10 protein-coding genes are annotated in these 12735 nt (G+C 55.8%); 7 read left to right on the top strand and 3 right to left on the bottom strand.

What is annotated here, in order from left to right; all coding sequences use genetic code 11:
• Positions 1 to 95: 95 nt before the first annotated feature.
• The 3 genes from ACXAD0_RS12160 (at position 96) to cysB (ending at position 2822) form a co-directional block, all read left to right on the top strand.
• Entirely contained in the window at positions 96 to 776 is a 681-nt protein-coding gene (locus ACXAD0_RS12160; protein ID WP_475088704.1) for a TetR/AcrR family transcriptional regulator, read from the top strand.
• Positions 776 to 1681, top strand: a complete 906-nt coding sequence (locus ACXAD0_RS12155) for a 5'-nucleotidase (RefSeq protein WP_475088703.1) — start codon at positions 776 to 778, stop codon at positions 1679 to 1681. The genes ACXAD0_RS12160 and ACXAD0_RS12155 overlap by 1 nt, the downstream gene beginning before the upstream one ends.
• Before the next feature lie 169 nt (positions 1682 to 1850).
• Positions 1851 to 2822, top strand: a complete 972-nt coding sequence (gene cysB / locus ACXAD0_RS12150; RefSeq protein WP_475088702.1) for an HTH-type transcriptional regulator CysB — start codon at positions 1851 to 1853, stop codon at positions 2820 to 2822.
• Positions 2823 to 2956: 134 nt separating this feature from the next.
• Here cysB and ACXAD0_RS12145 read toward each other — a convergent pair whose 3' ends face one another.
• From ACXAD0_RS12145 to ppsR, 3 genes are all read right to left on the bottom strand, one after another.
• Entirely contained in the window at positions 2957 to 3250 is a 294-nt protein-coding gene (locus tag ACXAD0_RS12145; protein WP_475088701.1) for a hypothetical protein, read from the bottom strand.
• 131 nt (positions 3251 to 3381) lie between these two features.
• Positions 3382 to 4722, bottom strand: a complete 1341-nt coding sequence (gene pabB, locus ACXAD0_RS12140; RefSeq protein WP_475088700.1) for an aminodeoxychorismate synthase component I — start codon at positions 4720 to 4722, stop codon at positions 3382 to 3384.
• An 84-nt stretch (positions 4723 to 4806) separates the two neighbouring features.
• The gene (gene ppsR / locus ACXAD0_RS12135) at positions 4807 to 5634 is read right to left on the bottom strand and encodes a posphoenolpyruvate synthetase regulatory kinase/phosphorylase PpsR (protein ID WP_475088699.1); all 828 of its coding nucleotides are present in this window, start codon (positions 5632 to 5634) and stop codon (positions 4807 to 4809) included.
• Between the two features lie 251 nt (positions 5635 to 5885).
• Here ppsR and ppsA point away from each other — a divergent pair, with 251 nt between their 5' ends.
• The 4 genes from ppsA (at position 5886) to ACXAD0_RS12115 (ending at position 12411) form a co-directional block, all read left to right on the top strand.
• Positions 5886 to 8240, top strand: coding sequence for a phosphoenolpyruvate synthase (gene ppsA / locus ACXAD0_RS12130; protein WP_475088698.1), 2355 nt, complete (start codon positions 5886 to 5888; stop codon positions 8238 to 8240).
• Positions 8241 to 8923: 683 nt separating this feature from the next.
• The gene (locus tag ACXAD0_RS12125) at positions 8924 to 9340 is read left to right on the top strand and encodes a L,D-transpeptidase family protein (RefSeq protein ID WP_475090376.1); all 417 of its coding nucleotides are present in this window, start codon (positions 8924 to 8926) and stop codon (positions 9338 to 9340) included.
• 177 nt (positions 9341 to 9517) lie between these two features.
• A complete protein-coding gene (gene rraA / locus ACXAD0_RS12120; RefSeq protein ID WP_475088697.1) occupies positions 9518 to 9997 on the top strand; it encodes a ribonuclease E activity regulator RraA in 480 nt (159 codons plus the stop codon).
• Positions 9998 to 10182: 185 nt separating this feature from the next.
• Positions 10183 to 12411 (top strand): acyl-CoA dehydrogenase, encoded by a 2229-nt coding sequence (locus ACXAD0_RS12115; protein ID WP_475088696.1) that lies wholly within the window; start codon positions 10183 to 10185, stop codon positions 12409 to 12411.
• Positions 12412 to 12735: the final 324 nt, after the last annotated feature.

Raw genomic sequence — 12735 nt, 5'->3', positions numbered from 1 at the left:
TGCGCCGGTTTCTCGTTTCTTGGGGCTCGATTTTCCGGTGGAGCGCCTGAACGACAGTGGTACACTGCTGTTAGATCGATTCTGGGGGGAGCAACTTGTCCAATAGCGAGCAGCAAAAGCGAAGAAGTCAGTTGGCCCCGCGCCGGGCTCCCGTACAGGCTCGAGCCAGGGAGCGCACCCGGAAAATCCTCGATACCACCGGGCGACTGCTAGAAGAAGTTGGACTAAACGATCTGACTACCATTCTGATTGCCCGTGAGCTGGGCGTCTCAGTCGGCTCCCTCTATCACTATTTCCCCAACAAGCACGCAATCCTCTATGCCATGGGGGAGCAGTGGCTTGCAAGTATGACGGGTGCCCTGGAAGAGGTGGCCCGCGAAGATCTCGAGAGCATGTCGCTGGAGGACTTTCTTGAGGGTATGTTGGCGCGTCTGGTGGTGGTGTATCGCGAACAGCGCGGCATGCTGCCCCTGGTGCAGGCAATGTGGGGTATCCCCGAGCTGCACGAGCTGGATGAGCGGCACGATGAACTTGTCATTTCTCACTTGTGCAGAATGTTTCGGCGCATGGGGTTCGTTGCACCGCCCAATGAATTGGACCGCCTGGCACGCACAATGCTCGAAACCTGCCATGCCATGTGTTTGGTGGTCGTGAATCAGACCGGGGTGCGATCTCGCCGCACTCAGGAGGATGTGTGTCGGATGCTGAAGGTCATGTTGGAAGCCCATGCTGATGAGGAGAAACCCGAGGGGCTCGACGATGTGGAGGCGCCCTGATGCTGAAACAAGATAAGCTCGTTATCGCGATTTCTTCCCGTGCACTGTTTAATTTGAATGACAGCCACCAGGTCTTTGAGCAAGAAGGGCTGGATGCGTTTTCCCACTACCAGGTAGAGCGCGAAAACGATGTCCTCGAGAAAGGTGATGCGTTCACCCTGGTGCAGAAATTTTTGCAAATCAATCAGCGGCTAGACGGCGAACCGCGTGTTGAAGTGATATTGCTCTCCCGCAACAGTGCAGACACGGGTCTTCGGGTATTTAACTCGATAGAGCATTATGGGCTCGATATTTCCCGAGCGGCGTTTTGCAATGGCGAAAGCCCGTATCGTTATATTGCCCCGTTCGGATGCCACCTCTTCTTGTCCTCGGATGGGCAGGACGTTCGGCGTGCCCTGGAGCAGGGTGTTGCAGCCGCAACGTTGGTCGCCGGTGGTGGTCGTGCCTCTGTCGACGACACGCTGCGATTTGCTTTTGACGGCGATGCTGTCATCTTTTCTGATGAAGCCGAGCAAATTTACAAGCGTGAGGGATTGGCGGCTTTTACAGCGGCAGAGCGTGCGAGTGCGCAGACACCGTTGGCCGGTGGTCCTTTTAAGGGATTCCTGGAGGCGTTACAGCAATTACAGGCCGAGTTTGATTCCAGTTGTTGCCCAATTCGCACTGCGCTCGTTACTGCCAGATCGGCACCAGCGCATGAACGTGTGATCAGGACGTTGCGAGCCTGGAACGTGCGTATTGATGAATCGGTATTTCTCGGTGGCTTGCCCAAAGGTGAGTTTCTCAAGGCGTTTGGCGCCGATGTTTTCTTTGATGATCAGCCCGCCCATTGTGCATCCGCGGCGGAGCATGTGGCCACGGGGCATGTCCCGCACGGTATCGCTAACGTCGAAAGTGAGACCTGAGCAATAATTTCACGTGCAAACGCGAAGTTTTACGCCATACCCGCTAAATTGCAGTTAAAGCACATTGGCTGCTATTCTTTTCCCGCATAAACTTTTGCTGCTCTTATAACTTACGTGGTCCTAAGCAAGAGCGGCACACAAGGACGAAGTCTGGGGAAAGGGAGTCGGAATGAAGCTGCAGCAGTTGCGTTATATCTGGGAAGTTGCCCATCACGACCTCAATGTATCAGCGACTGCGCAGAGCCTGTACACCTCTCAACCGGGTATCAGTAAACAGATTCGCCTGCTCGAGGATGAGTTGGGCGTAGAGATTTTCGCACGCAGCGGCAAACATCTTACCCGTGTCACACCTGCCGGCGAGGCTATCCTCAAAACTGCCGGCGAAATCATGCGCAAAGTCGAAAATATCAAACAGGTTGCGCAGGAGTTCAGTGACGACAAGAAGGGCAGCCTGTCGATTGCCACCACCCATACACAGGCCAGATATGCATTGCCGCCTGTCATCAAATCCTTTATCGCGCGTTACCCCGAAGTTTCGTTGCATATGCATCAGGGTACGCCCATGCAGATCTCTGAAATGGCCGCGGATGGCACCGCGGATTTCGCGATCGCAACCGAGGCTCTGGAGCTTTTCAGTGATCTGGTGATGATGCCGGTTTACCGCTGGAACCGCTGCCTGCTCGTTCCCAGGGACCATCCACTTTGCCAGATCAGTAAGCTAACCCTCGAGGATGTAGCGGAATACCCCATTGTCACTTATGTGTTTGGTTTCACCGGGCGGTCAAAACTCGACGAGGCTTTTCTGGAAAAAGGGCTTTCGCCCAAAGTCGTTTTCACTGCAGCTGACGCCGATGTGATCAAGACCTATGTGCGCCTTGGGCTTGGTATTGGTATCGTCGCCGATATGGCGGTGGACGAAGATGATGACGATCTAGTGGCGCTTGATGCCAGTGCACTGTTCCAGTCCAGCGTTACACGTATCGGTTTCCGGAAAGGGATTTTCCTGCGTGGATTTATGTACGAGTTTATCCAGCAGTTCGCGCCGCACCTGAGCCGGGAGCTGATCGATCAGGCTTCCCACGCGAGCTCCCGTGCGGAGGTCGACGAATTGTTTTCGGGGCTCGAGCTGCCAACGTACTGAGGTGGAATAGGGTGGGGAACTGCAAAAGTCTGCTTCCTCTCGACAGGCCATTTCAATCCAGATCTGAACTGGCCTGACAGCGGTCACGCGTGGGTAGGTGAGACGGTCTGTATAGGACTCACAAAGCAGAAGGCCTAGCCGGCTTCCAGTGCAAGATTCTGCAGGACTTCCTTCGCAAGCTTGAAATAGACCGTGTAGATTTCCGGTTCGCTGTTCTCTTCACGTTCCACGATAAAGAAAGGCGCGCGGCTGACCTGATATTGCTGCGCCAACTGAATCCCTTCGCTCTCGGAATCCCGTTCGTCTGCGATCAGCGTTTGATCGATAAAGCGCAGCTGGTCTTTTTCACGTAGTTTTTCCTCGACGTCACGGCACTTCGCGCAGGGCTCTCCGTTGGCGAGTATTTTCTTGACTAGCGTGATGCGCATGATGATTCCTTAAGGCTACCGCATTCTGGCCCGGACAGGGCTTTATGACCGGATCATACTGTATCGGATACTGTAATAACTGAAAAATATAATTTAGCGATACATCGATCGCGTTTAGTTATATGTAGTAGTCAGTCTTTCAGTTGCTCAAGCGTGCTCAGCGCCAGCCCAATTTTGGTCAGGCATTCCCGATGTTCGGCTTCGGGCTTGGAGTCTGCAACAATGCCGCCGCCGGCTGCCCCGGTGATTTCTCCGGCGGCTGCGGTGAAGGTGCGAATCGCGATATTGGTGTCAGCGCGCCCACAGCTCGAAAGATAGCCGATCGAGCCACAATAGAGCCCCCTCGGCCCCTGTTCCAGCTCGTGGATAATCTCCATGGCGCGGCGCTTGGGTGCACCGGTAATGGAGCCCCCTGGAAAGGATGCCGCGAGCAAATCGGTAAAGTTGCAGTCGTCGGCCATCTCCCCGGTGATCCTGCTTACCAGGTGATGGACATTGGCAAAGGTGGCGAGCTCAAACAAAGCGGGCACCCGAACGGAACCCGTGCGGCAGCGTTTGCCGAGGTCGTTTCGGAGCAAGTCGACAATCATCAGGTTTTCCGCCCGATCCTTGATACTTTCCTGAAGGGTTCTGGCTGCTTCGCGGTCTCGCTCCGGATCAGATTCCCGTGCGATGGTGCCTTTGATCGGTTCGGTCTGCACACTGCTCCCGTCCGCTTGCAGGAAACGTTCTGGCGAGAGGCTCAGAATCTGACCCTGAGGAAGTTCGATGTAGGCGGAGAACGGGCCTGCGACGGCTTCCCTTAACGCCAGATAGGCGGTAAACGGATCCCCTTCAAACTGCGCTCGAAATCGCTGGGTAAAGTTCGCCTGGTAAATGTCGCCAGCAGAAATGTATTCGAGAATACGCTCCACATTGTCGCAGTAACCTGCCGCAGGATAGTCCGGCCGAAACGCGGTTTTGAGCCTGAAGGGCAGAGTTCGAGCGGCAGACTGCCAGCGCACGGAAGTAAACCGCGCGACCAGATCCTGCACCTGAAAGCGGGTGCACACCGGATGGAATACCAGGTGGGTTGCGCGTAACTGGTGATCAACGATCAGCGCCCAGGAATAAAGGCCGAAATATCCTGCAGGCAATGGGGTTGGCCGTTGGTCCGCGGCCAGGAAGTTTACCGGCGCGCCAAGCTCGTACCCGGCATAGCCGATTGCGCCACCGCAAAATGGCAACTGCGCATCACTGTCCTGAAGGCTCAATTCGCACAGCAGGTCGTCAAGCTCTGTAAACGGTTCCGTACTCGCGGCGTCCAGGTACAGCGTTTCGATAGGATCTGCACTGATAATGTCAAAGCGACCGCTGGTGGCCGTAGGGCGCCCGCTATCCAGCCAGACCGGGGAGGGCAGATCAGCAATGGCCTGAAAGGCCACTGCCGCATTGGCGGAATAGGGAAGAGAAACGATCTGCAGAGAATTCATGCACACTACTTTACGCTGGAATCACGCACCTTGTACTTCTTTCCGAAGAGCTGGCCGCTGTACCAGTGCGAAAAGGCGGCTACTTTAACCGATTCTCCGCTCAATGCCAGCCTGGGACATCAAGCGCGTCGCCAGTTCTTCGACAGAGAGCTGTGTCGCGTTCAAAAATGGCACTTGTGCCCGCCGGAACATCTGCTCGACCTGCCGCACTTCAAATTCACACTGGTCTAGAGAAGCGTAGCGGCTATTTGCCCGTCGCTCCTGGCGAATAGACATCAGTCGGTTTGGATCGATTGTCAGGCCGAAGAGTTTGTGGCGGTACGGGTGCAGAATGCGGGGTAGGGATGTACTGTCCATATCTTCTTCGGTGATCGGATAATTGGCCGCGCGCAGGCCAAACTGTAGCGCCAGGTACAGACATGTTGGCGTTTTACCAGAGCGCGAAACACCAATCAGGATCAGGTCCGCACGGTCAAATTCTCGCACGCGCCTGCCGTCATCGTTGTCCATGGCAAAATGCACGGCATCGATTCGATCACTGTAGCGCTGGTCGTCGCTGATATCGTGGGAGATATTGACCGACTGCGCCGGAGGGCTGCCAAACAACTTGGTCAGCGGGGCTAAATAACTGTCAAATACATCCAGCATAAGCGCAGGGCCACCATGCAATCGCTCGCGAATATCGGCTGCGACAATGCTACTGATGACGATAGGCTGAAGTCCGGAGTCCTTGGCCGCGAGCTCGACCCGTTGCAGTGCTTTGTCGACCTTTTCCGGGGAATCGACGTACGGCAAGGTGACCTGCTCGACTTTTTCCTGACGGAACTGCGCGAGTAGGCTGTGCCCGATGGCTTCCACCGTGAGGCCGGTTCCGTCTGAAATGAAAAATGCCGTGCGCTTGTGATTATGCATTGCCTCAGGAGCTCCCATGGAAGGAATGAATGGTTGCATTCTACTCTCACTGTGCCAGTATTTCAGGCGTTACCTTTCAGCCCGGCTGCCCGCCGAGTTCTCGTAGGTCTCCCACCTTCTTCCTCCAGATCATGCGAAAAAGCCCACTTTTGTAAAAAAATTACTACATTTTCGCCGCATTTTTCGGGCTATTTTTTACAAGATCCATCCTTATAATCAGCGCCCAGAATCTTTTATCAGAGGGTGCTGGCGTGACTGGATTCACCATCGACTTTGCAGAACTGGGTATGGCGGACGTCGACAAGGTCGGCGGGAAAAATGCATCACTGGGAGAGATGATCTCTTCTCTGTCCGGTGCCGGTGTATCCGTCCCGGGGGGCTTTGCGACCACTGCAGAGGCATTTCGCCAGTTCCTGTCCCACGAAAACCTCGAGCAACGTATCGCGGATCGACTGCTGTCCCTCGATGTCTCCGATGTGACGGCGCTCGCCGCGGCCGGTGAAGAGATTCGTTCTTGGATTGTGACCACGCCCTTCCCACAGCAACTGGAAGACGAAATTCGCAGTGGTTACGAGGCCCTCGGCGGTGGTGAAACCGCTGTTGCGGTCCGCTCGTCTGCGACCGCAGAGGACCTGCCCGATGCTTCCTTTGCTGGCCAGCAGGAAACCTTCCTGAATATTCGCGGCATTGACGCAGTGCTGATTGCCGTCAAAGAAGTTTTTGCCTCGCTGTATAACGATCGTGCGATCGCCTACCGCGTTCACACTGGATATGCACATGCCGGGGTGGCCCTCTCAGCGGGTGTTCAGCACATGGTCCGCAGTGAGACAGGCGCTTCCGGGGTAATGTTTACCCTGGATACCGAAAGCGGTTTCCGCGATGTCGTATTTATCACGGCGGCCTTTGGCCTGGGCGAAACCGTCGTTCAGGGGGCTGTTAACCCCGACGAGTTCTATCTGTACAAGCCCGCGCTGGCAGCAGGGCGCCCGGCCATCCTGCGTCGTAATCGCGGTAGCAAGGCAATCAAGATGGTCTACGATGCCGGTGGTGACTGCGGCCGCTCGGTGAAGACTGTGCCGGTGCCGGAAGAAGACCGACAGAGATTCGCCCTGGACGATGCCGAGCTGACCGAGCTCGCGATCCAGGCGTGTAAGATTGAAGCCCACTATGGGCGCCCTATGGACATTGAGTGGGCGAAAGACGGCGATACCGGCAAGGTATACATCGTGCAGGCACGCCCGGAGACAGTGCGGTCCCAGGAGCTCGGACAGAGTATCGAGCGCTACCATCTGCGCGAACGCGGCGAAGTATTGTGTGAAGGCCGTGCTATTGGCCAGCGAATTGGTGCCGGTAAGGTGCGGATCCTCGAGTCCGTTGACGATATGGCGCTGATGCAGGACGGCGAGGTATTGGTCACCGATATGACCGATCCTGACTGGGAACCGGTGCTGAAGAAGGCCAGTGCCATCGTCACCAACCGGGGCGGCAGAACCTGTCACGCGGCCATTATTGCCCGCGAGCTGGGTATTCCTGCAGTGGTTGGCTGCGGCGATGCCACCGATCTGCTCAAGACCGGCACGCCGGTGACGGTTTCCTGTGCAGAGGGCGACACCGGTTTCGTTATGTCCGGGCAGCTTAACTTTGAGCGCGAAGAGACGGAGGTCAAGGACATGCCGGATCTGCCGTTCAAGATTATGCTCAATGTCGGTAATCCAGACCGCGCTTTTGCTTTCAGCCATCTGCCCAATGCCGGCGTTGGCCTGGCTCGCCTCGAGTTCATTCTGAACCGTATGATTGGCATCCACCCAAAAGCCTTGCTGGAGCTCGACAGCCTGCCGTCCGAACTGCAAAAGAGTATTCGTGAGCGTATTGGTGGTTATTCTTCACCGGAAGATTTCATTGTTGAGAAACTGGTGGAGGGCATTGCGACACTGGCTGCCGCCTTTGCCCCCAACCGCGTGATCGTTCGCCTGTCGGACTTCAAGTCGAACGAATATGCACACCTGCTTGGTGGCCACCTGTATGAGCCCAGCGAGGAAAACCCGATGCTCGGCTTCCGTGGCGCCGCGCGATACCGGTCTGCAGATTTCCGTGCCTGTTTTGCCCTTGAATGCCGTGCGCTGAAGAAAGTTCGCGATGAAATGGGCCTGACCAACGTCGAGATCATGGTGCCGTTTGTGCGGACACCGGATGAAGCGGCTGAGGTGATTGGTCTTATGGCCGATAATGGTCTTCGTCGTGGAGAAAATGGGCTGAAAGTCATCATGATGTGTGAGCTGCCCTCAAATGCGTTGCTCGCGGATGAGTTCCTGCAACATTTTGATGGTTTCTCTATCGGCTCCAATGACCTGACCCAGCTGACGTTGGGACTGGATCGAGACTCCGGATTGGTCGCAGACCTCTTCGACGAACGCAATCCAGCGGTCAAGCTGCTGCTCTCCAAGGCCATCCAGTCCTGCAAGAAAGCGGGTAAGTATGTCGGTATTTGTGGACAGGGTCCGTCCGACCACAAAGACTTTGCGCGCTGGTTGATGGATGAGGGGATCGACAGTGTCTCCCTGAACCCGGATACCGCTGTCGATACCTGGCTGTATCTCGGTCAGTAGGCGTTCCCCCGGGGCAGTCCGAACCGGTTTTAGCGCCGGGTTTGGACTGCCCGCCCATCGACAAGCTTCGCCACTGATACCGCGGCTATCGATCGATTCACCAAACATTGCCGGTGCTCCATGCGCGCGCGTGGAACTCACTTCGCGAATACCCGTCAGTCGCACCGCATGTGTTCCTCGATTCCCCTCTGTTTGAAACAGAATCCTGCTGCAGAACCCCTGCAGCGCACGGTATTTCTGCTTGCTCCTTCACAGGCTAAACCGACGCTCACAAAGAATATTTCCGTATATAGAGGGCGATTGCCGGCAATAGAATCGAGAAGTGACTCGTCGCTGTAGTGGATGTAAGCGAAACGAAAAGAGACAACTCGTTCGCATAGACGGATCAACTTCAGGAGTCTGCACCTCAGGGACACATCCACTCGCTCAGCAATCTCGCTGAAGCGGTGACGTCGTATCCCAGGTTCGTGGCTGACCAATTCGGTAAAGCACGGGCCTGACACAACAAGCATTCTGTGAGGTGATTTATGACTGTGAGTAGCCGAACTTGGCCCCTTCATCTGTATGCACTTGCGATATCCTGTCTTCTCGGATTGGCGTTAGCCCCCGATGCAACCGCCAACCAGAGAGGTGTTAACTGGTTTAACGAGTCCGCGGCAGCTAATTCGTCCGGCGCTCCGTCAATTCGAATCAACTTGAGTCAACAGCGTGCCTATTTTTACAAAGGTCGGAAACTGGTAGGCGTCTCGAAGATTTCCTCGGGTAAGAAGGGGTATTCCACTCGTCCCGGGCATTTCCGCGTATTGTCCAAGCATCCTCGTCATCGCTCGTCCATTTACGGTAGTTTCGTTGATCGCAATACCGGGCGTGTCGTTCGTGCCAACGTGAATACGCGCAAGCATCGTCGTCCTCCCGGTACCTACTATCGTGGCGCAAAGATGAATCATTATATTCGTTTTAATGGTGGCATCGGCCTGCATGCATCTGGACATGTGCCGGGCTATCCCGCGTCCCACGGTTGTGTACGTATGCCCCCGCATATGGCACAGAAATTCTACCGTTATTCTCGTGTCGGTACCCCAGTACGCGTCAGCTACTAAGACCGCTCATTCGCATGGTTGAATGCCGGGCGTTATCCATTTGGGTAATGCCCGGCATTCTTATTGATGCGCTGTTCCTGCCGTTGATCACTCGTCATACTGCGTTCCCACTACTAGCCCATCGCCTGACCGGGCGGATTGGGGCCGCAACTCAACATCTCCAAGGAGGATCTTACGATGAGAATTTCCACGCCCGATCTGTGTGATGAACATGCCGACAGGCTGCATGTACTCGAACCCATGTTCGTGAACTACGGTGGCCGCGAGACTTTTGGTGGCATCGTCACCACGATCAAATGCTTTGAAGATAACTCTCTTGTGCGTGAGCTGGTTGCCGAGCCAGGTGAGGGTAGGGTGCTCGTGGTGGATGCGGGCGGATCAATGCGACGGGCGTGCCTGGGTGATCAGCTGGCGGAGAAAGCCTGCAAGAATAGCTGGGAAGGCATTTTGATGTATGGATGTATTCGCGATGTGGATGAGATTGGCGCACTGGATCTCGGCGTCCAGGCACTCGGCACCCACCCGATGAAGACGGATAAACGCGGTCTCGGCGATCGTGATGTCGTGGTCACCTTCTCTGGTGTCACCATTCAGCCTGGTGGCTATTTGTACGCAGATAATAACGGTGTCTTGTATTCCAGCGAGCGGTTGCTCTAGCAGGAACCATTGGTGGGGGCGCGTGTGACGGTGCGTCTCCCGCTTCAACTCCGGCGCCCCGGACGGATGTAAGCTTATCGGCGCCAATTTCATGATCCCCCGCATGCCTTGCCTATTATTAGTGACTGAGATCTCCCTCGTCATCTGGCTGCCCCTTGCAGCTGTCTTACATCCGGATAGTCACTATGAGCGAACTGCGTAAAAAGTGGGTCACTTCTCCTCTTCTTGGGCTGATCAGAAAGGTGTTGCCGCCAATTTCCCAGACCGAGCGGGAAGCGATGGAGGCGGGTGAGGTCTGGTGGGATGCAGAACTCCTCTCGGGCAAGCCGGACTGGGAGGCACTGCTTGAAATGGGGCCACCAGCGCTTAGCGGAGAAGAGCAGGCGTTTCTCGAGGGCCCAACCGAAGAGCTGTGCCGAATGCTCGACGACTGGAAAATCAATCATGAAGTCAGGGATCTCCCCAAGGAAATTTGGGACTTCCTCAAGAAAGAGCGCTTTCTGGGCATCATCATTCATAAAGAGTTCGGCGGACTGGGATTTTCTCCGTCGGCACACGCGGAGATCGTGACGAAAATTTCGACCCGTAGCATTACCGCCGCGGTGACGGTGATGGTGCCAAATTCCCTTGGGCCCGGCGAGCTGCTGATGGCGCACGGCACGGACGAACAGAAAAACTACTATCTGCCGCGTCTGGCGGACGGGCTGGAAATTCCGTGTTTCGGGCTGACCAGTGTCGAGGCGGGTTCCGATGCCGCGTCGATGACCGATGCGGGTGTGGTGTGTTACGGCGAATACAAAGGCGAGCAAACCCTGGGTATGCGCGTCAACTGGCACAAGCGCTATATCACCCTGGGGCCTATCGCTACCGTATTGGGTTTAGCGTTCAAGCTCTATGACCCCGATCATTTGCTCGGAGACGAGGAGGAGCTGGGGATCACCGTCGCACTTGTGCCCACCGACACCGAGGGTGTGACCATCGGTCAGCGTCATTTGCCAGCCGGACAGGTTTTCATGAATGGGCCCAATTGGGGTAAAGATGTCTTTATTCCCATGGAATGGATCATTGGTGGGCAGGAGTTTGTCGGCCGTGGCTGGCAAATGCTGATGAGCGCCCTGGCGGCGGGTCGGGGCATTTCGCTCCCCTCACTATCGACCGGCGGTGCGAAGCTGGCTGCGAGAACGACCGGCGCCTACGCGCGGGTGCGGGAGCAATTTGGGATACCCATCGGCAAGTTCGAGGGCGTCCAACGACGGCTCGCAGAGATTGCGGCTATTGCCTATACCCTGGATTCCGCACACAAGACGACCACCCGCGCGCTGGATGATGGGCTGAAGCCAGCGGTGGTTTCGGCGATTATGAAGGCGCATGCGACCAATCGACTGCGGTTGGCGATCAATGATGCGATGGATGTGCATGCTGGGAAGGCCGTGATCGATGGGCCCATGAACTATATCGGCAATGTGTATCGGTCCGTGCCAGTCGCCATTACGGTTGAGGGAGCCAATATCCTCACCCGCAGCCTGATGATTTTTGGTCAGGGTGCGATTCGTTGCCACCCCTATATCTTTGACGAAATGCTCGCTGCGGAGGACCCCGATCGAGAGGCGGGAGTCGAGAAACTCGATGAGCTACTACCCAAACACCTTTGGTTCCAGATAAAGACTTTTGCGCGCGGAATTTTTCATGGGTGGACCGGCGGGTTGTTTGCGAGCAGTCCGAAAGGGGTTGGGGCCGCGGCCAAATATTATCGCCAGCTCAATCGATATTCTGCCGTGTTGACCCTCGTTACAGAGATTTCGCTGATGTCGCTCGGTGGTGAGCTCAAGCGCAAGGAGCTTATTTCTGCCCGGTTGGGTGATGTGCTGAGTGAACTCTATCTGCTCAGTTGTGCGCTCAAGCGTTTTAAAGACGATGGCAGCCCGAAAGAAGACCGCCCGCTGCTGGAATTTACCATGCGAGACGGCTTGCACTTGATCGAGGTGTCACTACTCGAAGTCTTCCAGAACTTCCCTCGACCCTTCCTGGGCCAACTGATGCACTTCATGACAATGCCCTGGGGGCACAGTATACGGCCGCCCTCAGACCGGCAGGCGCGAGCATGCGCAGAGCTGCTGATGGAGCCTTCGGAAACACGTGATCGGTTGACCCGTGGTGTCTTCCTGGGGAATCCCGGTGACGGGATTGATCTTGTGGAGCAGGCATTTCGCCTGGTGTGTGAGACTCAGCCAGCAAGGAACAAAATGAAAAAGGCGGGGCTGCGCAACCTCAATAAAGACGAGATAGATCAGGCACTCGATCAGGCGGTCATCAACAAGGACGAAGCGGATCACTTGTACGAAGCGGCAGAAGCCGTCTGGCTCGCAATTCAGGTGGACCACTTCGACCATCTGTCTCCAGAAAATATTTCCTAGACACCAGGCAAAAAAAGGGCTGCAAAAGCAGCCCTAAAACCATGAGTGAAATGGTAGACGTTGACGCAGGCATCGGACTGCAGCCGATAACCCTGGAATTCTGAACGACCAGCCCCGTCCTGGATGCGCGCGGGGGAAAACCTGCCAGCCCCACAATTTATTCAGCGACGAAAGCCCATGTTGGCTACTTGTCCCACTTCCCCGTTAGCGCCGCAGTATGTCCGTCGCGACACAAAGCTCTCACCCGCTGGGGTTTCATTGGAAGGTGTAACACGTCGACTACGGGCAGGAGAGTCGGTAACGGTTGAGTATCTTAGGAATCTT

Source organism: Microbulbifer sp. ABF4_148, from assembly GCF_056158985.1.
This window is presented reverse-complemented; position numbering and strand designations above follow the sequence as displayed.

What these genes read in the sequence shown, in the direction of transcription:
- ACXAD0_RS12155 (WP_475088703.1), top strand. Translation starts at nt 776, where the DNA reads ATGCTGAAACAAGATAAGCTCGTTATCGCGATTTCTTCCCGTGCACTG.
- cysB (WP_475088702.1), top strand. Translation starts at nt 1,851, where the DNA reads ATGAAGCTGCAGCAGTTGCGTTATATCTGGGAAGTTGCCCATCACGAC.
- ACXAD0_RS12145 (WP_475088701.1), bottom strand. Translation starts at nt 3,250, where the DNA reads ATGCGCATCACGCTAGTCAAGAAAATACTCGCCAACGGAGAGCCCTGC.
- pabB (WP_475088700.1), bottom strand. Translation starts at nt 4,722, where the DNA reads ATGAATTCTCTGCAGATCGTTTCTCTTCCCTATTCCGCCAATGCGGCA.
- ppsR (WP_475088699.1), bottom strand. Translation starts at nt 5,634, where the DNA reads ATGCATAATCACAAGCGCACGGCATTTTTCATTTCAGACGGAACCGGC.
- rraA (WP_475088697.1), top strand. Translation starts at nt 9,518, where the DNA reads ATGAGAATTTCCACGCCCGATCTGTGTGATGAACATGCCGACAGGCTG.
- ACXAD0_RS12115 (WP_475088696.1), top strand. Translation starts at nt 10,183, where the DNA reads ATGAGCGAACTGCGTAAAAAGTGGGTCACTTCTCCTCTTCTTGGGCTG.